The organism is Streptomyces sp. C1-1, assembly GCF_050214755.1.
In the GTDB taxonomy this organism is placed as follows: Bacteria; Actinomycetota; Actinomycetes; order Streptomycetales; family Streptomycetaceae; genus Streptomyces.
This window is the reverse complement of sequence record NZ_CP189826.1, coordinates 4,936,854-4,962,930: the sequence shown is the minus strand read 5'-3', so window position 1 is coordinate 4,962,930 and position 26,077 is coordinate 4,936,854. Positions and strand designations below refer to the sequence as shown.

24 protein-coding genes are annotated in these 26,077 nt (G+C 70.6%); 13 read left to right on the top strand and 11 right to left on the bottom strand.

Annotated elements, in window-relative coordinates:
* Positions 1–66: 66 nt before the first annotated feature.
* Positions 67–1,515: an FG-GAP and VCBS repeat-containing protein gene (locus ACQF4J_RS22600; protein WP_351582507.1), complete on the bottom strand. Its 1,449-nt coding sequence runs from the start codon at positions 1,513–1,515 to the stop codon at positions 67–69.
* 149 nt (positions 1,516–1,664) lie between these two features.
* Positions 1,665–2,984: an FG-GAP repeat domain-containing protein gene (locus tag ACQF4J_RS22595; RefSeq protein WP_427166681.1), complete on the bottom strand. Its 1,320-nt coding sequence runs from the start codon at positions 2,982–2,984 to the stop codon at positions 1,665–1,667.
* A 94-nt stretch (positions 2,985–3,078) separates the two neighbouring features.
* Here ACQF4J_RS22595 and ACQF4J_RS22590 point away from each other — a divergent pair, with 94 nt between their 5' ends.
* Both ACQF4J_RS22590 and ACQF4J_RS22585 read left to right on the top strand, forming a co-directional pair.
* Positions 3,079–3,507, top strand: a complete 429-nt coding sequence (locus ACQF4J_RS22590) for a VOC family protein (protein WP_351582505.1) — start codon at positions 3,079–3,081, stop codon at positions 3,505–3,507.
* Between the two features lie 75 nt (positions 3,508–3,582).
* The gene (locus ACQF4J_RS22585) at positions 3,583–3,909 is read left to right on the top strand and encodes an antibiotic biosynthesis monooxygenase family protein (protein ID WP_351582503.1); all 327 of its coding nucleotides are present in this window, start codon (positions 3,583–3,585) and stop codon (positions 3,907–3,909) included.
* A 60-nt stretch (positions 3,910–3,969) separates the two neighbouring features.
* On the opposite strand, the gene ACQF4J_RS22580 is transcribed toward ACQF4J_RS22585, so the two are convergent.
* Positions 3,970–6,252: a (Fe-S)-binding protein gene (locus tag ACQF4J_RS22580; protein ID WP_351801468.1), complete on the bottom strand. Its 2,283-nt coding sequence runs from the start codon at positions 6,250–6,252 to the stop codon at positions 3,970–3,972.
* A gap of 216 nt (positions 6,253–6,468) precedes the next feature.
* Between ACQF4J_RS22580 and ACQF4J_RS22575 the strand changes: the two genes are divergently transcribed.
* The 5 genes from ACQF4J_RS22575 (at position 6,469) to ACQF4J_RS22555 (ending at position 11,756) form a co-directional block, all read left to right on the top strand.
* Positions 6,469–7,488 carry an MraY family glycosyltransferase gene (locus ACQF4J_RS22575; RefSeq protein WP_351801466.1) on the top strand — a complete coding sequence of 340 codons (1,020 nt, stop codon included), beginning with the start codon at positions 6,469–6,471 and terminating at the stop codon, positions 7,486–7,488.
* Positions 7,489–7,582: 94 nt separating this feature from the next.
* The gene (gene dnaK / locus ACQF4J_RS22570) at positions 7,583–9,427 is read left to right on the top strand and encodes a molecular chaperone DnaK (RefSeq protein WP_351801464.1); all 1,845 of its coding nucleotides are present in this window, start codon (positions 7,583–7,585) and stop codon (positions 9,425–9,427) included.
* On the top strand, positions 9,424–10,080 hold the full coding sequence (gene grpE / locus ACQF4J_RS22565) for a nucleotide exchange factor GrpE (protein ID WP_351582495.1): 657 nt from the start codon (positions 9,424–9,426) through the stop codon (positions 10,078–10,080). Before dnaK ends, grpE begins: the two co-directional genes overlap by 4 nt.
* Positions 10,081–10,122: 42 nt before the next feature.
* The gene (gene dnaJ, locus ACQF4J_RS22560; RefSeq protein ID WP_351801462.1) at positions 10,123–11,304 is read left to right on the top strand and encodes a molecular chaperone DnaJ; all 1,182 of its coding nucleotides are present in this window, start codon (positions 10,123–10,125) and stop codon (positions 11,302–11,304) included.
* Positions 11,305–11,309: 5 nt separating this feature from the next.
* A complete protein-coding gene (locus ACQF4J_RS22555) occupies positions 11,310–11,756 on the top strand; it encodes a heat shock protein transcriptional repressor HspR (RefSeq protein ID WP_351582493.1) in 447 nt (148 codons plus the stop codon).
* Between the two features lie 68 nt (positions 11,757–11,824).
* Here ACQF4J_RS22555 and ACQF4J_RS22550 read toward each other — a convergent pair whose 3' ends face one another.
* Positions 11,825–13,468 (bottom strand): fibronectin type III domain-containing protein, encoded by a 1,644-nt coding sequence (locus tag ACQF4J_RS22550; protein WP_351582489.1) that lies wholly within the window; start codon positions 13,466–13,468, stop codon positions 11,825–11,827.
* Positions 13,469–13,762: 294 nt separating this feature from the next.
* Here ACQF4J_RS22550 and ACQF4J_RS22545 point away from each other — a divergent pair, with 294 nt between their 5' ends.
* Both ACQF4J_RS22545 and ACQF4J_RS22540 read left to right on the top strand, forming a co-directional pair.
* Positions 13,763–14,881 (top strand): substrate-binding domain-containing protein, encoded by a 1,119-nt coding sequence (locus ACQF4J_RS22545; RefSeq protein WP_351582487.1) that lies wholly within the window; start codon positions 13,763–13,765, stop codon positions 14,879–14,881.
* Between the two features lie 255 nt (positions 14,882–15,136).
* Complete coding sequence (locus ACQF4J_RS22540; RefSeq protein WP_351582485.1) at positions 15,137–16,177, top strand: helix-turn-helix transcriptional regulator; 1,041 nt, start codon at positions 15,137–15,139, stop codon at positions 16,175–16,177.
* Positions 16,178–16,208: 31 nt separating this feature from the next.
* On the opposite strand, the gene ACQF4J_RS22535 is transcribed toward ACQF4J_RS22540, so the two are convergent.
* Positions 16,209–17,222 carry a helix-turn-helix transcriptional regulator gene (locus ACQF4J_RS22535; RefSeq protein WP_351582483.1) on the bottom strand — a complete coding sequence of 338 codons (1,014 nt, stop codon included), beginning with the start codon at positions 17,220–17,222 and terminating at the stop codon, positions 16,209–16,211.
* A gap of 342 nt (positions 17,223–17,564) precedes the next feature.
* Between ACQF4J_RS22535 and ACQF4J_RS22530 the strand changes: the two genes are divergently transcribed.
* On the top strand, positions 17,565–17,861 hold the full coding sequence (locus tag ACQF4J_RS22530; RefSeq protein WP_058924153.1) for a hypothetical protein: 297 nt from the start codon (positions 17,565–17,567) through the stop codon (positions 17,859–17,861).
* Positions 17,862–18,024: 163 nt separating this feature from the next.
* Here the strand turns inward: ACQF4J_RS22530 and ACQF4J_RS22525 are convergent, their stop codons facing one another.
* Positions 18,025–18,438 carry a pyridoxamine 5'-phosphate oxidase family protein gene (locus ACQF4J_RS22525; RefSeq protein WP_427166676.1) on the bottom strand — a complete coding sequence of 138 codons (414 nt, stop codon included), beginning with the start codon at positions 18,436–18,438 and terminating at the stop codon, positions 18,025–18,027.
* A gap of 104 nt (positions 18,439–18,542) precedes the next feature.
* Here ACQF4J_RS22525 and clpB point away from each other — a divergent pair, with 104 nt between their 5' ends.
* Positions 18,543–21,140 (top strand): ATP-dependent chaperone ClpB, encoded by a 2,598-nt coding sequence (clpB, locus tag ACQF4J_RS22520; protein ID WP_351570816.1) that lies wholly within the window; start codon positions 18,543–18,545, stop codon positions 21,138–21,140.
* Positions 21,141–21,195: 55 nt separating this feature from the next.
* Here the strand turns inward: clpB and ACQF4J_RS22515 are convergent, their stop codons facing one another.
* Positions 21,196–21,318, bottom strand: a complete 123-nt coding sequence (locus ACQF4J_RS22515; protein WP_427166675.1) for a hypothetical protein — start codon at positions 21,316–21,318, stop codon at positions 21,196–21,198.
* A 148-nt stretch (positions 21,319–21,466) separates the two neighbouring features.
* On the opposite strand from ACQF4J_RS22515, the gene ACQF4J_RS22510 reads away from it, so the two are divergent.
* Entirely contained in the window at positions 21,467–22,000 is a 534-nt protein-coding gene (locus ACQF4J_RS22510) for a YbjN domain-containing protein (RefSeq protein WP_351570822.1), read from the top strand.
* A 19-nt stretch (positions 22,001–22,019) separates the two neighbouring features.
* Here ACQF4J_RS22510 and ACQF4J_RS22505 read toward each other — a convergent pair whose 3' ends face one another.
* From ACQF4J_RS22505 to ACQF4J_RS22490, 4 genes are all read right to left on the bottom strand, one after another.
* A complete protein-coding gene (locus tag ACQF4J_RS22505; RefSeq protein WP_427166674.1) occupies positions 22,020–23,213 on the bottom strand; it encodes a hypothetical protein in 1,194 nt (397 codons plus the stop codon).
* Between the two features lie 94 nt (positions 23,214–23,307).
* Positions 23,308–24,495: a pyridoxal phosphate-dependent aminotransferase gene (locus tag ACQF4J_RS22500; RefSeq protein WP_427166672.1), complete on the bottom strand. Its 1,188-nt coding sequence runs from the start codon at positions 24,493–24,495 to the stop codon at positions 23,308–23,310.
* A 24-nt stretch (positions 24,496–24,519) separates the two neighbouring features.
* Positions 24,520–24,753: a cold-shock protein gene (locus ACQF4J_RS22495; RefSeq protein WP_385229140.1), complete on the bottom strand. Its 234-nt coding sequence runs from the start codon at positions 24,751–24,753 to the stop codon at positions 24,520–24,522.
* A 32-nt stretch (positions 24,754–24,785) separates the two neighbouring features.
* Entirely contained in the window at positions 24,786–25,280 is a 495-nt protein-coding gene (locus ACQF4J_RS22490) for a nitroreductase/quinone reductase family protein (protein ID WP_427166671.1), read from the bottom strand.
* Positions 25,281–25,514: 234 nt separating this feature from the next.
* On the opposite strand from ACQF4J_RS22490, the gene ACQF4J_RS22485 reads away from it, so the two are divergent.
* Positions 25,515–25,847, top strand: a complete 333-nt coding sequence (locus ACQF4J_RS22485) for a hypothetical protein (protein WP_427166670.1) — start codon at positions 25,515–25,517, stop codon at positions 25,845–25,847.
* The last annotated feature ends 230 nt before the right edge of the window (positions 25,848–26,077 follow it).

Sequence of the window (26,077 nt, the reverse complement as noted above, 5' to 3'; positions counted from 1 at the left end):
TCGGTCCCTTTGCGTCACCGGGACCGTCGGTCCTCTTGCCTTACCGGGGCCGTCGGTCCCCTCGTGTCACTGGGCGATCTCCCAGCCGAGGTCGGCGCCCCCCTTGAGGGAGAGGTCGCGGGCGGTGAACGACTTGGCGCCGGTGGTGCTGAGGCCGGAGGCGGTGCCCTTCAGGACGGTGATCGCCCCGTAGCCGTTCTCGTAGCCGGTGCCGATGACGAGGTCGGCCTTGCCGTTCTTGTCGAGGTCGGTCAGACGGACCGTCATGCCGAAGCCGTCGCCGGTCTCGCTGCTGCCGGGCACGCCCGTGGTGTTCTGGGTGTACGACTTGGCGTTCGAGGTCTTCAGACCCGTGGCCGAGCCGAACAGGACGGTCACCGAACCCGAGTCCTTGGCGGTGCCGTTGTCCTCGCCGAAGGCGCCCACGGCGACGTCTGCGTACGTGTCGCCGTTGATGTCGCCGACGGCGAGCGCCGAGCCGAAGAGGTCGTCGGTCTCGCCGGAGCCGGGCACGCCGGTCGTGTCCTGGTGGACGACCGTCGGCGTCTGCGCGGGGTCGGGGCCGTTCGGGCCGCCGTACCAGACGCTGATCTGGCCGCCCTTGTGGCCGCCCGGCTTGACGCTGCGCGGGTCCTCGTGGTCGCCGAGGACCAGGTCGCCGTAGCCGTCGCCGTTGATGTCGCCGATCGCGCCCTGGTGGCCGTCGGCGGCGGGCAGCGCGGTGGTGGCGTAGTCGGAGTCGGGGTGGCTCTCCCAGCCCTCGGGGTCGTGGTCGACGTACTCGATGACGCCGGCCTCGTCCCTCTCCAGGATGTAGGGGTACACCCGTTCGGCCGCCAGGTCGCCGTCGATGTTCCCGGCGACGACCTCGTCCGTGGAGCCGACCTCGTCCACGGCGGACAGGGTCGCGGGCTCGCCGGTGCGGGCGAAGGGGCCCCGGTACAGGCCTGTGCGGCTCTGGCCGGTGACGGTCACGTCCGTCTTGCCGTCGCCGTTGAAGTCGCCGGTGGCGATGGAGCCGGAGTAGCCGCCCCACTCGCTCAGACCGGAGGGGGAGGGCAGGGAGGCGCCGCCGGACAGGCCTGACTTGGAGCCCCAGATCACGGTCGCGCTGCCGACGCCGGCTCGGTCGCCGATGCCCTCGTTCGGGGTGCCGACGATCAGGTCGGCGTAGCCGTCGCCGTCCAGGTCGCCGGTGGCGAGGCCGCCGCCGAAGCGGTCGAGCTCCTCGGCGGTGCCCGGCACGCCGGTGGAGTTCTGCGTGATCACGGTCTTCCTGGTGGCCGACACACCGGAGGACGAGCCGTACAGCACGACGACCGCGCCGGCGCACGAGACCGTGCCGACGGTGGCGCAGGGTGCGGCGACGGCGGTGTCGCGGTAGCCGTCGCCGTTGAAGTCCGCGGCCAGGCCGGAGGGGGCGGCCGTCGCCGGGGCGGCGGTGAGGGTGAGCAGCCCGCCCGTCAGCGCGGCCGCGGTGGCCGACGCGAGGGCGAGTCGCAGGGGCTTGTGCATGCGGGGTCTCCTGCGGCATGCGGGGATGCCCGGGGGCATCGACAGTCGGTGGTGTGCCCGCCGGCCCGTGTGCGGGGCGGCAGGCGATCAGGAGACCTTCGCCGTCGGGTAAGGGTTGTACGTGAGTACGGTAAATAATCTTGGGCGGATCAGCGGTCGCCCAGGAACTCCGACGTCGAGAAGCGGACCGCCGGTTTCTCCGCCACCAGCCGCTTCCCGACACCCACGCCGGCGCCGGCACCGACGCCCGGAAGGACGGTGACGGTGTCCCTCGTCTCCCCTCGGTACGTCCGCAGGACCAGGTCGGCGCGGCCGTCGCCGTCGAAGTCCGCTGCCGCCAGGAGCCTCGTCGTGCCGGGGGCCGGCGGCTTCACGGTCACCGTGTCGGAAGCCGAGAGGCCGGCCGAGCGGCCACGCAACACCTTCAACTCCGCTCCATCGGCGATGAGTTCGCTCAGGCCGTCACCGTCGAGGTCGGCCGTGGCCAGGCGGGGGCCGGGGACGGGGAGGGTGGCGCGGACGGAGGTGGGGAGGTCGTAGCGCAGGGACGTTTCGTCGGTGGTGCCGACCGCCGCGTCCAGGGCCGTGCCCCGGCCGAATCGGCCGAGGGCGACGTCGAGGCCCTCGGGGAGGGCGGTGCCGGTGCGGGTGGGGCCGTCCGGGCCGCCGAGGACGATCGTCGAGGTGCCGGAGCCCTCCGCCGTACGGACGACGAGGTCGTCGTATCCGTCGCGGTTCACGTCGGCCGCGGGGCCCGTCGGGACCTCGCCGGTGGAGGGGACGGGGGCGGCGGCAGCGCGCGGGGTGCCCCGACGGCCGAACGGGCCGCGCAGCCAGGTGAGTCGGCCGCCCGACGCGTGCAGCACCAGGTCCTCGGCGCCGTCGCCGTCGAAGTCGCCGCACACCGGCCGGTCGGGCCAGTCGGTGCCGGCGCGGGCGCGGGCGGGGACGGTGAGGTGGACCGCAGGGGTCAGGCCCGCCGGGGAGCCGAAGAGGATCTGGAGCGGGACCGGGGGCCGGCCGCGGCCGTCGTAGGGCGGGTCCGTCGAGACGACGAGGTCGGTGAAGCCGTCCCGGTCCAGGTCGCAGTTCGCCTCCGCGTCGAAGACGGCCGGGAGACGGCCTCCCGTGCGGGCCGCGTAGGCGGTGGGGCCGAGCAACTGCCGTGCGCCCGGGACGAGTCCGTGCGCGCTGCCGTAGACGATGCCGATGCCGGCGTCGTCGGCGTGGCTGTGGGCCTCGACCAGGTCGTCGAGGACGAGGTCGCGGTGGCCGTCGCCGTTGAAGTCGTCGGCGGCCTTGCTGCCCGTGCCGTGCGGGACCGGGAGCAGGGCGGGGGCGTCCGCGCCCCGTTCGGGCCGGTGCCCGGCGGCGGGGGTGTCCCTGCCGGGACCGCAGGCGCCGAGCAGCAGGAGACAGCCGCCCATCACCGCCGCCGTGACCTTCGCCCCGCCTCTTCGCACGCGCACCGCCCACCCCGCCCGCCCCGCCGACAAAGCCGCCCCATCATGCACGCGTTCGAGACACCGCGACAGCTCGCCTGCCCACGGGCACAGTGGTGACATGAGCGCAGATGGAGGGAACGTTCTGGCCGGGGCGCGGGTGGCGACCCGGCTGCCGGCACAGGACCTCGACCGGGCACGCCGCTTCTACGCCGAGATGCTCGGGCTGGAGCCCGTGGACGAGCGGCCCGGAGGGCTGCTGTACCGGTGCGGGGGAGTGGACTTCGTGCTCTTCCGGTCCACGGGGGCCTCGCCGGGGACCTTCACGCAGATGGCGTTCGAGGGCGTCGCGGACCTGGCGGCCGTCGTGGCGGAGCTGCGGCGGCGCGGGGTGGTGTTCGAGGAGGTGGACGCGCCGGGGCTGAGGACCGTGGACGGGATCGCGGAGGTCGAGGGGAACTATCCGAGCAAGGGCGCCCGCGGGGAGCGCGGCGCGTGGTTCCGGGACAGCGAGGGGAACCTGCTGGCGATCGGGCAGCCGGTCTTCTGAGACCCCTGCCGGATCGAGCGCGGGGACACGGGTGCCGCGCGTGGCGGGCGCGGTGGTCGGGTGGAGGATGGGTCCATGAGCGTCGTAAAGATCAACGTACTGACCGTGCCCGCCGAGCAGCGCGAGGTCCTGGAGAAGCGGTTCGCCTCGCGGGCCCACACCGTGGACGGCTCCGACGGCTTCGAGTGGTTCGAGCTGCTGCGACCGGTCGAGGGCACCGATCAGTACCTCGTGTACACCCGCTGGCGGGACGAGGAGTCCTTCCAGGCATGGATGGAGGGGTCGATGAAGTCCGCGCACCAGGGCGGCCAGGAGGGCGGCGAGCGCCCGAAGCCGGCGGCCAGTGGTTCGACGCTGTGGTCCTTCGAGGTGGTCCAGCAGTCGGGGCCGAGGGGCGCGTGACACGTACGACGGCGCCCCCCGCCTCGTGGGAGGCGGGGGGCGCCGTCGTGGTCGTACGGGCTACTTCACCGGCTCCGGCTCCGGTGCGCTCTCCGTCTCCTCCTCGCCCGCCGGGTCGACGGGCGTCTTGACGGAGTCGAGGAGCAGCTGGGCGACGTCGACGACCTGGATCGACTCCTTCGCCTTGCCTTCGTTCTTCTTGCCGTTGACCGAGTCCGTCAGCATGACCAGGCAGAACGGGCAGGCGGTGGAGACGATGTCGGGGTTCAGCGACAGCGCCTCGTCGACGCGCTCGTTGTTGATGCGCTTGCCGATGCGCTCTTCCATCCACATGCGCGCACCACCGGCGCCGCAGCAGAAGCCGCGCTCCTTGTGGCGGTGCATCTCCTCGTTCCGGAGACCGGGGACGTTGGCGATGATCTCGCGCGGGGGCGTGTAGATCTTGTTGTGGCGGCCCAGGTAGCAGGGGTCGTGGTAGGTGATGATGCCCTCGACCGGGGTGACCGGGACCAGCTTGCCCTCGTCGACGAGGTGCTGCAGCAGCTGGGTGTGGTGGATGACCTCGTAGTCGCCGCCGAGCTGCGGGTACTCGTTGCCGATCGTGTTGAGGCAGTGCGGGCAGGTCGCGACGATCTTCTTCGCCGACTTGGGCTTGGCGGACTCCGGGACCACCTTGCCGTCGTCGTCCAGTTCCTCGCCGAACGCCATGTTCAGCGCCATGACGTTCTCCATGCCGAGCTCCTGGAACAGGGGCTCGTTGCCCAGGCGGCGGGCGGAGTCGCCGGTGCACTTCTCGTCGCCGCCCATGATCGCGAACTTGACGCCCGCGATGTGCAGCAGCTCGGCGAAGGCCTTCGTCGTCTTCTTGGCGCGGTCCTCGAGGGAGCCGGCGCAGCCGACCCAGTACAGGTACTCGACCTCGGTGAGGTCCTCGATGTCCTGGCCGACGACCGGGACCTCGAACTCGACCTCCTTGAGCCACTCCAGGCGCTGCTTCTTGGCCAGGCCCCAGGGGTTGCCCTTCTTCTCCAGGTTCTTGAGCATCGTGCCCGCCTCGGACGGGAACGCGGACTCGATCATCACCTGGTAGCGGCGCATGTCGACGATGTGGTCGATGTGCTCGATGTCCACCGGGCACTGCTCGACGCAGGCGCCGCAGGTGGTGCAGGACCACAGGACGTCGGGGTCGATGACGCCGTTGTCCTCCAGGGAACCCACCAGCGGGCGCTCGGCCTCCGCGAGGGCGGCCGCGGGCACGCCGGCCAGCTGCTCCTCGGAGGCCTTCTCCTCGCCCTCCATGGACTTGCCGCCACCCGCGAGCAGGTAGGGGGCCTTGGCGTGCGCGTGGTCGCGCAGGGACATGATCAGCAGCTTCGGGGAGAGCGGCTTGCCGGTGTTCCACGCGGGGCACTGCGACTGGCAGCGGCCGCACTCGGTGCAGGTGGAGAAGTCCAGCAGGCCCTTCCAGGAGAACTGCTCGACCTGGGAGACACCGAAGACGTCGTCGTCGCCGGGGTCGGTGAAGTCGATCGGCTTGCCGCCGGACGTCATCGGCAGCAGGGCGCCCAGGGAGGTCTCGCCGCCGGCGTTGCGCTTGAACCAGATGTTGGGGAACGCCAGGAAGCGGTGCCAGGCGACACCCATGTCGGTCTTCAGGGCGACCGTGATCATCCAGATGAAGGAGGTCGCGATCTTCAGGCCGGCGAAGAAGTAGGTGAGGTTCTGGAGCGTGGAGACGTCCATGCCCGCGAGCCAGTGCACCACCGGGTACGAGATGAAGAACGACGCCTCGTAGCCGTCGACGTGGTGCTGGGCGCCTTCGAGTGCGTGCAGCATGAAGATGCAGACGCCGACGATGAGGATGACGGCCTCGACGAAGTACGCCTGGCCGAAGTTGGAGCCCGCGAAGCGGGACTTGCGGCCCGGCCTGCGCGGGTGGCTGAGCTGGCGGATGCCGATCAGGACCAGGATGCCGAGCACCGTCATGGTGCCGATGAACTCGACGAAGACGTTGTACGGCGTCCAGTCGCCGAGGACCGGCAGCAGCCAGTCGGCCTGGAAGAGCTGGCCGATGGCGTTGACGATCGTCAGCAGCAGGGTGAAGAAGCCCACCGCCACGAACCAGTGCGCCACACCGACGACACCCCAGCGGTTCATCCGGGTGTGGCCGAGGAACTCCCTCGCCACGGTGACGGTGCGTCGGCCGGGTTCGTCCGTGCGGGTACCCGCGGGCACGCTCTGACCGAGCCGCATGAAGTTGTAGATCTGCAGGATGGCGCGCGCGAACAGCGCCACGCCAACCACGATCAGAACCAGCGACACGATGATCGCGGCGAGTTGCATTTGGGGGCTCCTCGGGCCTGCGAGGGGTTCTCTCGAGGGAATCCTCGACATTACTAAGCGGTAACTTATGCAGTCCGTCTGAGACTACCCACATTCTCCGTCGCAATGTAGTCAGCGGTGCGGTGATCTGCGTCGCTGAGGGTCACCTCAAAGGTCCGGGACGATCCGATCGTGTTATTCGTACCAAATTTGTACATTCGCCCCTAATTTAGACCTGTGCTCTACGGGATCGCCGCCGCCACCACCGCCCTGCTCCTCGCCGCCGTGCTCTCCGCACTCCTGCGGATCCCCGCCCTGCGCCTCGGGGTCGTCGACCGACGGCGGCAGCGGCCGCTGCCGCTGTTCGGGGGAGTGGCGGTGGTGCTCGCCAGCTGTCTGGTCGCCGGCGTCGGGGACTGGACGGGCGTCGCGCCGCTCGGCGACGGCGTGGGACGGCTGCTCGTCGCGGGGGCCGCGGTCGCAGCGCTGGGCCTCCTCGGCGACGTGCGGCGGCTCAGGCCGTGGGTGCTCGTCGCCGGTACGGCGGTGGCGGCGGCCTGCGTGGTGCCGTACGGGGAGACGGGTGTCGGCGGGGGGCTGCTGGCCGTGGGGTGGATCACCTTCGTCGCCCTCGGCTTCCGGGCCCTCGACCACGCCGACGCGCTCGCCGGGACCGTCGGCGTCCTCACCGCCTTCGGGGTGGGGGCCTGTGCCGCCGCCGAGGTGATGGACGGGCTCGCGGTGCTGCTGAGCGTGCTGGCCGCCGCGCTGACCGGCTTCCTGATGCACAACTGGCATCCCGCACGCGTGGGGCTCGGCGCGTGCGGCTCGCTGTTCGCCGGGTTCGTGCTCGCCGCCGCCGCGGTGTTCACCCGCGCCGGCTACGGGCTCGCCTCCAGTACGGGCGTGCTCTTCCCGCTCACCGCCGTCGCCAGTGCCGACGTGCTCCTCGTGCTGCTGGCGCGGCGGCTCGGCGGGCGGCCGCTGCAACGGCGCGGACCGGACCATCTCGCCCACCGGCTGCGGCGGTTGGGGGTGACCCCGCGGGGGATCACCGTGCTGCTGGGGATCGGGGCGTTTGCGGGGGTGCTCGTCGGGGTGCTCGTGGACGTGGGGTGGATCGCCGGATCCGGGGTGTGGTGGGTCGGGGCGGGTGCGCTGATCGTCGTCCTGGCGCTGCTCCGGATCCCTGATCCTCCCCCTAGGGGCTCGGCATCCGCGCAGGTCACGGGCAGATTGCGTGTAAGGAACGGATAAGAGTTGAGCCCATACGACTCAGGTCTGTTGACCCATCCGCCGCCGTCATGCACACTTGAGTCCGTTCCACTCAAGTCAGCTGGAGGAATCAACCATGGCACGTGCGGTCGGCATCGACCTGGGCACGACTAACTCCGTCGTCAGCGTTCTGGAGGGCGGCGAGCCCACCGTCATCACCAACGCCGAGGGCGCCAGGACCACGCCGTCCGTCGTCGCCTTCGCGAAGAACGGTGAGGTGCTCGTCGGCGAGGTGGCCAAGCGTCAGGCGGTCACCAACGTTGACCGGACCATCCGCTCCGTGAAGCGCCACATGGGCACGGACTGGAAGATCGAGCTCGACGGGAAGCAGTTCAACCCGCAGCAGATGAGCGCCTTCATCCTGCAGAAGCTGAAGCGCGACGCCGAGTCCTACCTGGGCGAGAAGGTCACGGACGCGGTCATCACCGTCCCGGCCTACTTCAACGACTCCGAGCGTCAGGCGACCAAGGAGGCCGGCGAGATCGCGGGCCTGAACGTCCTGCGCATCGTGAACGAGCCCACCGCGGCCGCGCTCGCGTACGGCCTCGACAAGGACGACCAGACGATCCTCGTCTTCGACCTCGGTGGCGGTACGTTCGACGTCTCGCTGCTGGAGATCGGCGACGGCGTCGTCGAGGTGAAGGCCACCAACGGTGACAACCACCTCGGTGGTGACGACTGGGACCAGCGCGTCGTCGACTACCTGGTGCAGCAGTTCAAGTCCGGTCACGGCGTGGACCTCGGCAAGGACAAGATGGCCCTCCAGCGCCTGCGTGAGGCCGCCGAGAAGGCCAAGATCGAGCTGTCCTCGTCCACCGAGACCTCGATCAACCTGCCCTACATCACCGCCTCCGCCGAGGGCCCCCTGCACCTCGACGAGAAGCTCACCCGCGCCCAGTTCCAGCAGCTGACCGCGGACCTGCTGGAGCGCTGCAAGACGCCGTTCCACAACGTCATCAAGGACGCCGGCATCTCCATCAACGAGATCGACCACGTCGTCCTCGTCGGTGGCTCCACCCGTATGCCCGCCGTCGCCGAGCTCGTCAAGGAGCTGACCGGCGGCAAGGAGGCCAACAAGGGTGTGAACCCGGACGAGGTCGTCGCCATCGGCGCCTCGCTCCAGGCCGGTGTCCTCAAGGGCGAGGTCAAGGACGTCCTGCTGCTCGACGTCACCCCGCTGTCCCTCGGTATCGAGACCAAGGGCGGCATCATGACCAAGCTCATCGAGCGCAACACCACGATCCCGACCAAGCGCTCCGAGATCTTCACCACGGCCGAGGACAACCAGCCGTCCGTGCAGATCCAGGTCTACCAGGGCGAGCGCGAGATCGCGGCGTACAACAAGAAGCTCGGGATGTTCGAGCTGACCGGTCTGCCGCCGGCCCCGCGTGGCGTGCCGCAGATCGAGGTGTCCTTCGACATCGACGCCAACGGCATCATGCACGTGACCGCCAAGGACCTGGGCACGGGCAAGGAGCAGAAGATGACCGTCACCGGCGGCTCCTCGCTGCCGAAGGACGAGGTCGACCGGATGCGCCAGGAGGCCGAGCAGTACGCGGAGGAGGACCACCGCCGCCGCGAGGCCGCCGAGACCCGCAACCAGGGCGAGCAGCTCGTCTACCAGACGGAGAAGTTCCTCAAGGACAACGAGGACAAGGTCCCCGGCGAGGTCAAGACCGAGGTCGAGGCCGCCGTCGAGGAGCTGAAGACCGCGCTCAAGGGCGAGGACACCGCCGAGATCCGCACCGCCACCGAGAAGGTCGCCGCGGTCTCCCAGAAGGTCGGTCAGGCCATGTACGCCGACGCCCAGGCCGCGCAGGCCGCGGGCGGCGCCGACGCCGGTGCCGAGTCGCCCAAGGCCGACGACGACGTCGTCGACGCCGAGATCGTGGACGACGAGCGCAAGGACGGTGCCGCGTGACCGAGGAGACCCCGGGCTTCGAGGAGAAGCCCGACGTCCCCTCAGGCGCCACCTCTGACGACGCCGAGCCGAAGGCCGCCGCCTCCTCCGGGGGGGCGGCCCCGGCCGGGGACGCAGCTCAGATCGCCGGTCTGACGGCCCAGCTGGACCAGGTGCGCAAGGCGCTCGAGGAGCGCACGGCGGACCTCCAGCGGCTGCAGGCCGAGTTCCAGAACTACCGCCGCCGTGTGGAGCGGGACCGGATCACGGTCAAGGAGATCGCCATCGCGAACCTCCTGACCGAACTCCTGCCCGTGCTCGACGACATCGGCCGCGCCCGGGACCACGGCGAACTCGTCGGCGGATTCAAGTCCGTCGCGGAGTCGCTGGAGACCGTCGCGGCGAAGATGGGTCTGCAGCAGTTCGGCAAGGAGGGCGAGCCCTTCGACCCGACGATCCACGAGGCCCTGATGCACAGCTACGCGCCGGACGTCACCGAGACGACGTGCGTGGCGATCCTGCAGCCCGGGTATCGCATCGGCGAACGCACCATCCGCCCCGCCCGGGTGGCCGTCGCCGAACCGCAGCCGGGCGCGCAGACGGTCAAGGCCGAGGGGGCCGAAGAGGCTCCCGCGGCCGGCGACGAGAAGGACAACGGCCCTGAGGAGGGCTGACGTAGACACCGAGCGGAACACCGGAAAGGGGGCGCGTCGAGGATGAGCACCAAGGACTTCATCGAGAAGGACTACTACAAGGTCCTCGGCGTCCCCAAGGACGCCACCGAGGCCGAGATCAAGAAGGCGTACCGGAAGCTCGCCCGCGAGTTCCACCCGGACGCCAACAAGGGCAACGCCAAGGCCGAGGAGCGCTTCAAGGAGATCTCCGAGGCGAACGACGTCCTCGGTGACCCCAAGAAGCGCAAGGAGTACGACGAGGCCCGCACCCTCTTCGGCAACGGCGGCTTCCGCCCGGGGCCGGGCGGCGCGGGCGGCTCCTTCAACTTCGACCTGGGCGACCTCTTCGGAGGCGGCGCCCAGGGCGGCGGCGGGGGAGCCGGCGGCTTCGGCGGCGGGCTCGGTGACGTCTTCGGGGGCCTGTTCAACCGGGGCAGCTCGGGCACCACGCGGGTACAGCCCCGGCGCGGCCAGGACATCGACACCGAGGTCAGCCTCAACTTCACCGAGGCGATCGAGGGCGCGACGGTCCCGCTGCGCATGACTTCGCAGGCACCGTGCAAGGCCTGTTCCGGCACCGGCGACGCCAACGGCAACCCCCGGGTGTGCCCGACGTGCGTCGGCACCGGCCAGGTGGCCCGGGGTTCGGGCGGCGGCTTCTCGCTGACCGACCCGTGCCCGGACTGCAAGGGCCGCGGACTGATCGCGGAGAACCCCTGCGAGGTCTGCCACGGCAGCGGCCGCGCCAAGTCGTCCAGGACCATGCAGGTCCGTATCCCGGCCGGGGTGGACGACGGCCAGCGCATCCGGCTGCGCGGCAAGGGCGCGCCCGGTGAACGGGGCGGTCCGGCGGGCGACCTGTACGTCACGGTCCACGTCTCCGGGCACCCGGTCTTCGGCCGCAAGGGCGACAACCTCACCGTCACCGTGCCGGTGACGTTCTCCGAGGCGGCGCTCGGCGGCGAGGTCAGGGTCCCCACCCTGGGCGGCCCGCCCGTCACCCTGAAGCTGCCGCCGGGCACGCCCAACGGCCGCACCATGCGTGCCCGTGGCAAGGGCGCGGTCCGCAAGGACGGCACCCGCGGGGACCTGCTGGTCACCGTCGAGGTGAGTGTTCCGAAGGACGTGACGGGGAAGGCTCGTGACGCACTCGAGGCGTATCGCGAGGCGACCGCGGGCGAGGACCCGCGGGCGGAGCTGTTCCAGGCGGCGAAGGGAGCTTGATCGAGATGGACGGCCGTCGACGCAACCCGTATGAACTGACCGAGGAGACCCCGGTCTACGTCATCTCGGTGGCTGCCCAGCTCTCCGGTCTGCACCCGCAGACCCTGCGCCAGTACGACCGCCTGGGCCTGGTCTCGCCCGGCCGCACGGCGGGGCGGGGCCGCCGCTACTCGGCCCGCGACATCGAACTGCTCCGCCAGGTGCAGCAGTTGTCGCAGGACGAGGGCATCAACCTGGCCGGCATCAAGCGCATCATCGAGTTGGAGAACCAGGTCGCCGCGCTCCAGCAGCGCGTCGTCGAGCTCCAGGCGGCCGTCGACGGCGCCGCCGCGGCGATGCAGCAGCGCGAGGCCGCGGTGCACGCCTCGTACCGGCGCGATCTTGTGCCGTACCAGGAGGTGCAGCAGACCAGCGCGCTGGTGGTGTGGCGGCCCAAGAAGGCGAAGGACTAGCGACACGCGTGGACGAAGGGGCCCGGAGGCGCAGACCTCCGGGCCCCTTCGCATGCCCGTGGGGGGCGTCAGCGGCCGACGAAGAACTCCAGCGACGAACTCTGCGCGCTCTGGCGCCCGTAGGCGTCCACGGCGTACACGGTGACCGTGCAGGGGCCGTTGTACGGCGGCGTCCAGGAGATGTCGCCCGTGGTGGACAGCTGGGTGCCGCTGGCGCCGCAGGCGCCCTCGATCTCCCAGGAGTAGCCCTTCAGGACGCGGCCCTCGTCGCCCGCGCCGGGCGCGGCCTTGACCGTGATGGGCGAGCGGGCGGGGATGCCCGCCGAGACGAGCGTCAGGCTCGGCGCGGCCGGGCCGGCCTGGGTGGCCCGGGTGAGCCGGTCGACGGTGAGCACGTCGGAGGGCGCGGACTCGGCGCCCGTGCCGTCCACGGCGACGACGTAGTAGGACGCCTCGCCGGCCGGGGCGATGATGTCGTCCCACCCGCCGCCGCGCACGCTGCCGATGGCGCTGAAGCCGCCGTCGGTGCGGCGGTAGACGTTGTACTGGCCGGAGTCCTCGGGCAGGTCCCAGTGCAGCTCGGTCCGGTCGTCGTGGAGGGTGGCGGTGAGCCCGGCCGGGGCCGGTGTGCCGCTCGGCTCGGGGCGGGTGGCGGTCACCGGGGCGGAGGCGGGGGAGACGTTCCCGGCGCCGTCGACCGCGTACACCCGGTAGACGTGGGCGGCATCCGTCCCTGCGCGCACGTCGGTGAAGGACGTGCCCACCACGAGGTCGGGTCCGTCGGCGTCCTGCTGCCCCTCCGGCGCGCCCCACACCTCGTAGTGGTGGACGTCCGTCGCGCCGGAGGCCTGCCACGCGAGGGTGTTGCCGGCGGTGGTGCCCTTCGCCGTGACGCCGGTGACCTGTCCCGGCGCGGTGCGGTCGACGGTGGTCACGCCCTGGTCCGCCGTGCCGGCCGAGGTGTTGCCCGCCCGGTCGTAGGCGCGCACCTCGTAGTAGTAGGTCTCGCCCGTCAGCGGCAGGGTGGTGTCGGTGTACGACGTCGAGGTGGTCGTCGCGAGCGGCGCGGAGCCGAACGACGTGCCCTTCGTCCGCCGGTACACCCGGTACCCGGCGAGGTCCATCTCCTTGTTCTTCGCCCAGGTCAGCTTCGCCTTCCCGGTCGCCGTGTCGTACGAGACCGAAGTCCCGGCGGGCACCAGGGGCTTGACCTTGTCGACGTCGGCGGAGGTGCGGGGGGTGTACGTGAACCGGACCTTCGCGACGCCGGTGAAGTTCGCGTAGTCCACCCGGAGGGTGTGCTTGCCGGACGGGATCGTGACGTTGACGGTCTTCTGCACCGTCGACGACACGTTCTTCCAGAGGTCGATCCTGCGGGTGCCGTCGAGGTGGACGCGGATGCCGTCGAGGCCGCTCGCGGTGAGCGCGAAGGGGCCGCCGGAGCCGAAGTCGCGGGTGACGCTCCAGCGGACGCCGAAGTTGTCCTTCGGCAGGCCGGTCGCGGGGGCGCCGCTCCAGCTCTGGTCGATCGCGCTGTCGCAGTCCGTCTTCTTCGCCGTACCGGAGAAGGCGGTGTTCCCGAAGAACTGGCGCTTGAAGACGGGGGAGGCGCAGGTGGTCGCCGCGGAGGCGGAGGAGACGGACGCGCCGAGGAGGGCGCCCGCGGTCGCGAGCACCAGCGTCGAAGCCGTCGTACGTCTGGCTGAGTTCATTCGATCCTCTGATCGGTCGAGGACGGCTGTTCGGAGCCGTCATGATCACGACTCGTGAGGTATCGGCTTGGTTGTACGGATCTTTGCCTGCCGATTGCCTGCCGTTGCATGGAGAGTCCGTAAAGGGTGTTTGGAGGCGTTTCCTTCATGTCTTCACAAGCCAAGCGGAGCGTGGTGTTGCGCACTCGTTAAGTAGTTCGGCTTGACGCCCGGGGGCGGCTGCGCGTTGTCTTTTCAGACATCCGGGCACCTCGAGGCGCCCGCGTCCCGTAGGCATCAGAAGTGAGCAGGCCTGTGAGCAGTCCCACGCGTCGTATCGCCATATCCGTGGCCGCGTCCACGATGACCCTGTCGCTGGCCGGGTGCGGCATGCTCGACGTGTCGGGGGACAGCAGTTCGGCGAGCCCGACGAAGGGCAACGACGTCACCATCGGCCTGTTGCTGCCGGAGAAGGCCAACACCCGCTACGAGGACTTCGACTACCCCATCATCAAGCGGCAGGTGGAGCTGCTCACCAAGAAGCAGGGCAGCGTCGACTACCAGAACGCCGAGCAGGACGCCAAGAAGCAGGCCGGCCAGATGCAGAAGATGATCGACGACAAGGTCGACATCATCCTGCTGGACGCCGTCGACTCGCACGCCATCGCCGGCGAGGTGAAGAAGGCCAAGGACGCCGGCATCCCGGTCATCGCCTACGACCGCCTCGCCGAGGGCCCCATCGACGCCTACGTCTCCTTCGACAACGAACTGGTCGGCGAGGTGCAGGGCCGCACCCTGCTCGACGCCCTCGGCGGCAACGCCGACACCTCCGACAAGGTCGTCATGATGAACGGGTCGCTCACCGACCCCAACGCCAAGCAGTTCAAGGCCGGTGCGCTGTCGGAGCTCAACGGCAAGGTGACGGTCGCCGCGACCTACGACACCAAGGACTGGAAGCCGGAGAACGCCGAGGCCAACATGACCGAGGCGATCAACAAGATCGGCAAGGACAACATCGCGGCCGTCTACTCCGCCAACGACGGCATGGCGGCCGGCGTCATCGCCGCCCTGAAGAAGGCCGGCGTGACGAAGATGCCGCCGATCACGGGCCAGGACGCCGAACTGGCGGCCGTGCAGCGCATCGTGGCCGGCGACCAGTACATGAGCGTCTACAAGTCCTACCCGCAGGAGGCCGAGGCCGCCGCGCAGATGGCCGTGGCCAAGGTGCAGGGCCACGACATCCAGTTCGACGCCCTCACCCAGGACACCGTGGACAGCCCCACCAACCAGGACATTCCCGCCCAGCTCGTCACCGTGACCGCCCTGACGCGGAAGAACATCAAGCAGACGGTGATCTCGGACGGCATCTACACGGTCTCGCAGATCTGCACGTCGAAGTTCGCCTCCGACTGCGCGTCGGTCGGGCTGAAGTAGCCCGGAGCGCGCAGCGTCGGATATGCGCCATGCGGCCCCGTCAGAAGCACGTTCTGGCGGGGTTCTTCACGATGCCCCCACAAGTCCCCTGTACCACCGTCATCTTGTTGCAACTCGACGTACGGAGGGTCCGAAATACCGGTACAAACCGGTGCTTTCTTTCGGCCGTGGCCGTCGAAGCCGTGTTGCGGAGCAGGGTATGTCCGCGCATAGTTGCGCTGCGGAAGACGGCGGAACCGGGGGGTGGGATGGACGATGGCCGGGCACGGGGCGGACGCTCATCCACACGGTGCTGACCGGCTCTGCGAGGCCGGGGACCGCGTGTACTCACGGGCCGTACGGCGCGGACGGGTGTCGCGCCGCGACGCCGAGCCGGTGCCCTGCCTGCTGGAGCTCGCGCTGCTGCACCCCGACCCCGACGACATGGACTGGCTGGTCCCGACGGCTCCGCAGGAGGTCATGACGCGGCTGCTGCGCGGGGTCTACGACGAGGTCAGCTCGAGCCAGCGGCGGGTGGGTTCGGCGGTGGCGGCCTTCGAGTGGTACGCCGGTCTCGGGCCCTCGCTCCAGCAGCCGGGCCCCGCCGAGGGCTCCGCGATCCGTGTCCTGGACGGGCTCTCGCGCATCCAGGCCGCCATGGACGAGGCGACGGAGGCCTGCACCACGGAGGTCCTCACCGTCCAGCCCGGCGGCATCCGGCCGGAGCACGAACTGACCGAGGGCCTGCACCGGGCGCTCGCCCTGCGCGGCCGGGGCGTGCGCATGCGCGACCTGTACACGCACGTGGCCCGGCACGGCCAGGGCCTGCTCAACTACCTGGAGCTGATGGGCGACGCGGTCGAGGCGCGCACCCTCGACGAGGTCATCGACCGCCTGATCCTCTTCGACCGCACGGTCGCCTTCATCCCCGCCAACGCCGACCGCACCCTCGCCCTGGAACTGCGCCACCCCGCCCTGGTCGGCTATCTGGGCACGGTCTTCGACCGCCTCTGGCGGCTGGCCATCCCGCTGACCGCCCCCCTGCCCGACACCGGCATCGAGGGCATATCCCACCGTGAGCAGTCCATCGCCGCGCTCCTCGCGGAGGGCCACCAGGACGCGGTGATCGCGGAACGGCTGGGGATAAGCGTCCGCACCTGCCGGGCCCACATCGCGCGGCTGTCCGAGACCCTGGGCGCGGCCAGCCGCACCCAACTCGGCGTCCGCATCGCCCAGGTGGGCCTGGACGGCCCCCGTCACCCCGCGGACGTCACGCCGGTCACTCTTCCGGGTCAGGAATCCCGCACCGCCCGCTGAGCCCGTACGGAGCCCGCCGCGGCCCCGCGGATCAGCTGTCGGGGTCGAGGATGCCGGACTGGGCGATCAGGTACCCGAGTTGCGCCCGGCTGCCGCTGCCCAGGACCGTGGCCAGCTTGGCTATGTGGGCCCGGCAGGTGCGTACGTTCATGCCCAGGCGGCGGGCGATCGCCTCGTCGACGTGCCCCTCCACCAGGAGCTTGGCTATCGAGTGCTGGATGTCGGTGATGCCGTCGCGGGCGGTCTCGTAGGGGGCGCCCGCGTTCAGCGGCACGGACCGCCCCCACATGAACTCGAACAGCCGCATCAGGTAGCGGATCAGCCCGGGATGGCGGAGTTCCAGGGCGACCTGCTGGTCGTCCCTCGCGGGAATGAAGGCGACCGTCTCGTCGCAGATGATGAGGCGTTCCACCACCTCGTCGATCGTCCGGTACTCCACCTTGCCGTTGGCGAGCTGGGCGACGTACGCCAGCTTTTCCGGGCTGTAGCGGGCCGTGTGCTGGTACAGCGTCCGGATGCGCACACCACGTTCGATTAGTGGCTTGTCTCTCTCCAGCCCCTGGATGAGGCTCTGTTCGGAGAAGCGGTCGTCGCTCGGCTGGATGGTCAGCATCTCGCTCCGGCACTGGGCCGTGGCCATGTTGAGCGCCGCGTTGATCCGCTTCCCGCCCTCCAGCACGGTGATCGAGTCGTCGGTCGCGGCGGCCTTGGCGCTGAGCGCCATGAACGGCTCGAAAGCGTCGGCGAGCTGAATGGACAGCCGCCGGCGTTCTGTGATGTCGCGCTCGATCGGGTAGAGCCGCTCGGCCAGGGCGGCCGACGGGGACACGGGCCGCAGCCAGTCCGCATCGTCCGGGTCCGGGTGGAGAAGGGCGAACTCGATCAGACAGGGAGCGGACTCCACGTCGGCTCGCGCGACCCGCCCCATGCGCAGGGCGTTCGCATAGAGTCGGCCACCTTCCTCGCAGAGCTCGGTCACCGCATGGGGATGCGCCGCCTTAGTCTGATTTGCCACGAAATCTCCACCCCCCAGGGTCCTGAACATGCAGGAACATGATGCATCGATCCTGTGGCCATGACGTGCCTGAATGAGCCATCGTCTTATCCGACGGGGGAAGAGGAGACTTTCAAGTGAGGACGAAGCCGACCATGCGCAACAGAATGCTTCGCTCGGTGCTTGTGGCCGCCCTTTCCGCCGTTGTCGGACTTGTGGTGCTGGGCGGTTCTTCCGACGCGAAGGAGAACACCCGAGCGGACTCTCACTGGCCGGCGGCCGCCGCGTCCACTGTGCTCGCCGACGGCCCTGCAGCGACGGTCGGCACAGACGACAGCGCCGGGAGCTGACGACGTGACCACTCCACCGGACGACCGTTCCTTCCGTAGAGAAATGGCCACCGCCTACCGATCCGGATGGCACTTCATCGACCTGGTCACCGCGATCCCCCACTCCGGTGACTCGTTGATGGTGACCGTCTTCGGTGAGCCGGTCGTCGTGACGCGGGACGAGGACGAGGACGTGCGGGCGTATCGATGTCTGCGGCGGCCTCGGGGGGCGCCGCAGCCCGTGCGATGTGCCGTCCGGTACGGAATGATCTTCGTCAACCTGGACCAACGAGACCATCGGCTGGTGGAACCGGAATCCCCCAATGTACGGACCATCTCAGCCACCCCCCGCAGTGCCTGACGCGATTCCCCCGTCGTAACAGATCGCTCAGGTGCTTCCCCCCGCAGCGGCGTCACCGTGACCTGAACACGGTGACGCCGCTGCAGTTTCATGGCGACATTTCCCGCCGTCGACGTAATCGTCCGGCGCGCCTCAGTGGCCGAAAACCGTCAGCCTGACCACATCAGCCACGCCCCATCGCCCCCGTCAGCCGGATCTCGATCACCACACGGTTCGGGTTCGGCGCCGGCCTGCGCTCGTAGCGCTCCGCATAGCGCCGCTCCGCCTCCGTGACCCGCTCCCGCTCGGTCCGTACGAAGGCCAGCCCCTCCAGCGTCGCCCAGCGCCGCCCGGCCACCTGGCACACCGCCACCCGCGCGCCCTCCGGACCGGCCGCCAGGACGTTCGCCACCTTCGCGCTCGTCCTGTTCGTGATCACCCTGGCCAGCCGGGCCTCGGGGTCGTAGGTGACGCCGACGGGCACGACGTGCGGGCTGCCGTCGGGGCGCGGCGTCGTCAGCGTGCACAGGTGCCGTTCCCGCCAGAAGGTGAGATACGAGGGGTCGGGGGCACCGGGATCCAGGGCGTATGTGGCCATGCCTGGACGGTAGCCCGTCTCACCTTGAGTGGAATAGACTCAACTTTGTGTACGTTGCTCAAGTCAGTGCGGATGAGGGCTGACGCCAGGAGGAGAACGCGAACGTGGACGCCGAGCTGACCAACCGGAGCCGGGACGCCATCAACGCGGCCGGTAACCGGGCCGTGACCGAGGGGCATCCCGACCTGACCCCTGCTCACCTGCTCCTTGCTCTGCTCCAGGGGCAGGACAACGAGAACATCGTCGATCTTCTCGCCGCCGTGGACGCCGACCAGGCGGCCGTGCGCGCCGGCGCGGAGAAGGTGCTCGCCTCGCTGCCCAGCGTGACCGGCACGACCGTCGCGCCTCCGCAGCCGAACCGGGACCTGCTCGCCGTCATCGCGGACGCGCAGGCCCGCGCCCGGGACCTCGGCGACGAGTACCTCTCCACCGAGCACCTGCTGATCGGCATCGCCGCGAAGGGCGGCCCGGCCGGTGACGTACTGTCCGGTCAGGGGGCCACGGCCAAGAAGTTGCAGGAAGCCTTTCAGAAGGCGAGGGGAGGACGCCGGGTGACCACCGCCGACCCGGAGGGCCAGTACAAGGCCCTGGAGAAGTTCGGCACCGACTTCACCGCAGCCGCCCGCGAGGGCAAGCTCGACCCGGTCATCGGCCGGGACCACGAGATCCGCCGCGTGGTACAGGTGCTGTCCCGCCGTACGAAGAACAACCCCGTCCTCATCGGCGAGCCCGGCGTCGGCAAGACCGCCGTCGTCGAGGGGCTCGCGCAGCGGATCGTCAAGGGCGACGTGCCCGAGTCGCTGAAGGACAAGCGGCTGGTCGCGCTCGACCTCGGCGCGATGGTCGCCGGCGCGAAGTACCGCGGCGAGTTCGAGGAGCGGCTCAAGACCGTCCTGGCCGAGATCAAGGACTCCGACGGCCAGATCATCACCTTCATCGACGAGCTGCACACCGTCGTCGGTGCCGGCGCCGGCGGCGACTCGGCCATGGACGCCGGCAACATGCTCAAGCCGATGCTGGCCCGCGGCGAGCTGCGAATGGTCGGCGCGACGACTCTCGACGAGTACCGCGAGCGGATCGAGAAGGACCCGGCTCTGGAGCGCCGCTTCCAGCAGGTGCTGGTGGCCGAGCCCACCGTCGAGGACACCATCGCGATCCTGCGCGGCCTCAAGGGCCGTTACGAGGCCCACCACAAGGTCCAGATCGCCGACAGCGCCCTGGTCGCCGCCGCGGCCCTGTCCGACCGCTACATCACTTCCCGCTTCCTGCCCGACAAGGCCATCGACCTCGTCGACGAGGCGGCCTCCCGGCTGCGCATGGAGATCGACTCCTCGCCCGTCGAGATCGACGAACTCCAGCGCTCCGTCGACCGGCTCAAGATGGAGGAGCTGGCGCTGGAGAAGGAGACCGACCCTGCCTCCCGCGAGCGCCTGGAGAAGCTGCGCCGCGACCTCGCCGACCGCGAGGAGGAGCTGCGGGGCCTGACCGCCCGCTGGGAGAAGGAGAAGCAGTCCCTCAACCGCGTCGGTGAGCTGAAGGAGAAGCTGGACGAGCTGCGCGGCCAGGCCGAACGGGCCCAGCGCGACGGCGACTTCGACACCGCCAGCAAGCTGCTGTACGGCGAGATCCCCTCCCTGGAACGGGACTTGGAGGCCGCCTCCGAGGCCGAGGAGGAGGCCGCCAAGGACACCATGGTCAAGGAGGAGGTCGGCCCCGACGACATCGCGGACGTCGTGGCCGCCTGGACCGGCATCCCCGCCGGCCGCCTCCTGGAGGGCGAGACCCAGAAACTCCTGCGTATGGAGGAGGAGTTGGGCAGGCGCCTGATCGGCCAGAAGGAGGCCGTGCAGGCCGTGTCGGACGCCGTCCGCCGCAGCCGCGCGGGCATCGCCGACCCCGACCGCCCCACCGGCTCCTTCCTCTTCCTCGGCCCCACGGGCGTCGGCAAGACCGAACTCGCCAAGGCGCTCGCCGACTTCCTCTTCGACGACGAGCGGGCCATGGTCCGCATCGACATGTCCGAGTACGGCGAAAAGCACAGCGTCGCCCGGCTGGTCGGCGCGCCTCCCGGCTACGTCGGCTACGAGGAGGGCGGCCAGCTGACGGAGGCGGTGCGCCGCCGCCCGTACAGCGTGGTGCTGCTGGACGAGGTCGAGAAGGCCCACCCCGAGGTCTTCGACGTCCTGCTGCAGGTGCTGGACGACGGCCGGCTGACGGACGGACAGGGACGCACGGTCGACTTCCGCAACACCATCCTGGTCCTCACCTCCAACCTGGGCAGCCACTTCCTGGTCGACCCGATCACGAGCGAGGAGGAGAAGAAGGAACAGGTCCTGGAGGTGGTCCGAACCTCCTTCAAGCCGGAGTTCCTCAACCGCCTCGACGACCTGGTCGTCTTCTCCGCGCTGACCAAGCCCGAACTGGAACGGATCGCCAAGCTCCAGATCGAGCGCCTCGCCAAGCGGCTGGCGGAGCGCCGCCTCACCCTGGAGATCACCGACGAGGCCCTGGCCTGGCTCGCCACGGAGGGCCTCGATCCGGCCTACGGCGCCCGCCCGCTGCGCCGCCTCGTCCAGACCGCCATCGGCGACCGCCTGGCCAAGGAGATCCTGGCCGGCGAGGTCAAGGACGGCGACACGGTCCGGGTGGACGCCTTCGGCGACGGCCTGATCGTGGGCCCGGCCACGGGCAAGACGCTGTAACCCGTTCGGAGCCGTACGGGCCCGTCACCCCACCGGGTGGCGGGCCCGCCGCAGGTCAGACGTCGGTCATGGCGAGGTACAGGACCACGACGCACCAGACGGTGAACACCAGGCACCCCAGCCACAGGGTCCACAGCAGCAGGCGCAGCGCCTTGGGCAGTGCTTTGGGCGGAGTCACGGAGGGATCATCGCACCGGCGGGGTACTCGCAGCGGGCGGTCCCGGCAGACGCATCTGTCAGCCGTGGGCTGACAGGACCGTCGAGGCTTGCCACCACCCGCCCCGCATGGGGGAGGATGGCGGCATCCGTACGAAGGGAAATTCACGGTGACCATCGACCCGTCCTCGATTCCGAACTTCGGGGGCCAGCCAGAGCCGGAGCCCCAAGGACCGGCGGGCCCCGTCGTCCCGGATCAGGACCTCGTGAAGCAGCTCCTCGACCAGATGGAGCTCAAGTACGTCGTCGACGACGAGGGTGACCTCGCGGCGCCGTGGGAGCAGTTCCGTACGTACTTCATGTTCCGCGGCGAGGCGGACCAGCAGGTCTTCTCGGTGCGGACGTTCTACGACCGCCCCCACAAGATCGACGAGAAGCCGCAGCTGCTGGAGTCCATCGACGACTGGAACCGGCGGACCCTGTGGCCCAAGGTCTACAGCCACACCCACGACGACGGCACCGTCCGGCTGATCGGTGAGGCGCAGATGCTGATCGGCACCGGCGTCAGCCTGGAGCACTTCGTGTCCTCCACGGTCAGCTGGGTGCGCGCCGCCATCGAGTTCGACAAGTGGCTCGTCGAGCAGCTCGGCCTCGAGCAGGAGGTCAACGAGGCCGAGGGCGAGTCCGGGGACGACGAGGAGTAGGTCTCCCCGGAGACGCCTTCTACAGAGGCGTGTGGGCGATCACGACCAGATACGCCCCGTAGCCGAAAGAGAGCCCGGCCAGGGCACCGACCACCACGGTCGCGTGCCAGGGCCGGGCTCTGGCCGTACGGACCAGGGCCCGGGCGAAGGGGATCAGCAGGGGGAAGGCGGGCAGCAGGAAGCGGGGCTTGGACTCGAAGAAGCCGGAGCCGCCGACGGCGATCAGCAGCAGCACCCCGCTGTGCACGAGCAGGGGGAGCGGGGCGCGGTCGGCCAGCAGCAGCGCGAACAGCAGCACACCGGCCGCGACGATCACCAGCGTCATAGGGAAGACGAAGCGGTCCCCGTGCAGCAGCAGCCGGCGGACGAACCGCAGCGCCCCCCGGCCGAAGTCGAACCGCGATCCCCACCGCCGCTGCACCTCGAAGTACCCGCCGAGCGGGTCTCCCGTCCGCCGCCCCACCCACAGCACGTACGCGCTCCAGCCGAGCGGTGCGAGCGCGGCGCCCGTCCACAGCCTGTGGGAAACCTTTCCGCGGCGCCGCCACACCTCGCAGGCCGCCGCCGCCAGCACCGCCGCCGCCACCGCGCACCCGTTGGGCCGGGCCAGCCCGGCCAGCGCGGCCAGTGCGCCGGCCCACACCCACCGGCCGGTGAGCACGGCGTACAGCGACCAGGCGGCGAACGCGGTCAGCACCGGCTCGGTGTACGCCATCGACAGCACGACCGAGTGCGGCAGCAGGCCCCAGAGCAGGACCAGGGCGGTCCCGACGGCCCGCCCGTGCAGCCGTGCGCCGACCGCGTGGATCCCGCAGGCGGCCACCGCCGCCGCCGTCCACGACACGACCAGCCCCGCCGCGCCGCCGCCGAGCGGGGTCACCGTCGTCACCGCCCGCACCAGCCCCGGATACAGCGGGAAGAACGCCAGGTCGCTGAAGGCGACGCCGGGGCGGGGGCGCATGGTCTGGCCGTAGCCGTGCGCGGCGATCCCCAGGTACCACCGGGAGTCCCAGGACCGCCCGAGCAGGGTGAGGGCGCCGTGCCCGGCCGCCCGGGCGACGAGCGCGAGCGCGGCCGCGCCGAGCAGCCGGGCGGCGAGGAACAGCCCGAGGGCCGTGACCGTCGCGACGAGGGCGGAGTGCCGCGCACGGTCTTTCGTGCCGGGAGCGGGCTCGGTGAGCGTGGGGTGGGTGAGGGTGCTGACGTAGGTCACACCGGCACATTGCAGGGCGAACCGGGCGGGCGCGAGCAGGAGGCGTCCGGGCGGGTACGGATGCGCCGGGCCCGGCGTGTCGGCGTGACGCGCGTCAGGCGAGCGTCTTCAGCCGCTGCACGGCCTCCGCCAGGACCTCGACCCGCTTGCAGAACGCGAACCGCACGAACGGCGCGCCCGCCTCCCGGTGGTCGTAGAAGACCGCGTTCGGGATGGCGACGACTCCGGCGCGCTCCGGCAGGGCCCGGCAGAAGGCGAAGCCGTCGCTCTCGCCGAGGGGGCGGATGTCGGTGGTGATGAAGTACGTGCCGGCCGTGTGGAAGACGTCGAAGCCGGCGTCCTTCAGGCCCGCCGCCAGCAGGTCGCGCTTGGCCAGCATGTCCTCGCGGAAGGCGGTGAAGTAGCCGTCGGGGAGGGCGAGGGCCTCGGCGACCGCGTACTGGAAGGGGCCGGAGGAGACGTAGGTCAGGAACTGCTTGGCCGAGCGCACCGCGGCGACCAGCGGCGGCGAGGCGGTCACCCAGCCGACCTTCCAGCCGGTGAAGGAGAAGGTCTTGCCGGCCGAACCGATGGTGACCGTGCGGTCGCGCATGCCCGGGAAGGTGGCCAGGGGGAGGTGCTCGGCGTCGTCGAAGACCAGGTGCTCGTACACCTCGTCCGTGACGACGAGCAGGTCCCGCTCCACCGCCAGCTCGGCGATCGCCGCGAGCTCGGCGCGGGTGAGGACCGTGCCGGTGGGGTTGTGCGGGGTGTTGACCAGCAGCAGCCGGGTGCGGTCGGTGACGGCCGCGCGCAGTTCGTCCAGGTCGAGGCGGAAGCTGCCCTCGTGCGGCCGGAGGGTGACCGGCACGCGCGTGCCGCCCGCCATCGCGATGCAGGCCGCGTAGGAGTCGTAGTACGGCTCGAGGGCGACCACCTCGTCGCCGGGCTCCAGCAGCGCCAGCAGGGCCGCGGCGATGGCCTCCGTGGCACCGGCCGTGACCAGCACCTCTGCGTCCGGGTCGTACGACAGCCCGTACCGCCGCTGCTGGTGCGCGGCGATCGCGGTGCGCAGCTCGGGCACGCCGGGGCCCGGCGGGTACTGGTTGCCGCGGCCGTCCCGCAGGGCCCGCACGGCCGCCTCCCGGACCTCCTCGGGACCGTCCGTGTCCGGAAAGCCCTGACCCAGGTTGATCGAGCCGGTCCGCAGCGCGAGCGCCGACATCTCCGCGAAGATCGTCGTCCCGAACTCGGCGAGCCGGCGATTGAGGAAGGGGCGGGTACTGGAGGTCATGCGGGCCATCCTGCGCCGAAGCGACAGGGTTCCTCAACCGTGCGCCGGGGTGAGCGGCACGATGTTCACGGCCCGGTAGTCGTACCCGTCCTGCTGGAAGCCGGGGGCTTCCCACTGGAGGTCCACCCGCTGTCCGGGAGACAGCGTGCGGAACCCGTCCATCTGGATGGCGGAGTAGTGGCCCCAGCAACCGCCAGGTGTCTCGGGGGAGTCGAGGACGCCCCACCCCTCCTCGTCGCGCCATTCGCGGACAGTCGCCGTCACCATGGGCACAACCCCATGGCCCGTCCGCGCCGGCGTCATTCGCCCTGCGAGGGGGCCGGTGCGTCGGCCCGGGGGGTCAGGACCACCACCGCGGTCTCGTGCGGTCGGCGGGTCGCGTAGGCGTCCAGGTTCTTGTCGATCTCGCGCCAGCGGGCCCACAGCCGGGACCGCTCCTCGCCCGTCGCGGCGTGGCCGTGCACCAGCCGGGGGCCGTCGACCAGGTCGACGCTCGCGTCCGGGTGTGCCTGCAGGTTCAGCCACCAGGCGGGCTCGCCCGCGCCCCACCCGTTCATCGCGAGCGAGACCAGGTCGGGACCGTCCTCGAAGTACCCGATGATGACGCTGCGCCGTCGGCCCGTGCGGCGGCCGGTGGTGGTCAGCCGCAGGGCGCCCCAGCCGTTGGCGCGCGGCCGCCACAGCCCGAGCCGGCCCCCGAAGACCCGGTACAGACCCCGGTGCGTGTACCAGGCCGCACGGATGAACCAGCGCGGTGGCAGCCACGGTGTCTTCGTCCGCTCCCCGACCGTCATGGCGACCTCCTCAGGCCCGACCGGCTCCGGTCACACCCACGACGCTAGCGGCGGTCGTCGACGGCCGGTAGAGCCGAACGGACCGGTGGCACAGCCGGACGACGGCTGCGGTCAACCCTCTGAAGTTCCTCAACTCTGCTTTGGCCGTCGATGCCGCCGGGCATCCCCCCGGCACACAGCAAGCGAGGCGCCCACGGGGGGTCGCTTCGGGGGACTCGGAAGGACGGTGACGCCATGCTGACCGGCCTCATCGTGGTGGCGATCGTGCTCCTGTTCGTGGGGGTCGCCGTGAAGACGGCGCGCAGGAGCCCGAAGAACGCGTTCGGGAAGCGGTCGTACAGCCGCGGCAGCGGCAGCAGTTGGTGGGCCGGCGACGCGGGCGGCGGCGCTGCGTCGTACGACTCGTCGTCGGGCGGCCACCACTCCGGTGGGCATCACTCCGGTGGGCACCACCACTCCTGCGGCGGCGGCCATTCCTCGTGCGGCGGCCATTCGTCGTGCGGCGGTGGGTCGTCCTGCGGCGGCGGGTCGTCGTGCGGCGGCGGCGGATGCGGGGGAGGCAACTGACGGGGGACGGCCCGTACCCCGCCAAGGGGGACGCGCGTCCGCGCGAAGGAGCGCCCGCCGGGGCACGCACCCGGCGGGCGCTCACACGCTCCGGCGCACGCCGTGGCCGCCGTGGCGTATGCCGAGGTTGAACAGTTGAGCTGTGGAGCCCTCTGAGGGATGGAAACGCCACGAAGTTGGGTAAAAACGCTGTGGTGGCGCCACTGTTCATGATTCCCTCTAAATCACCA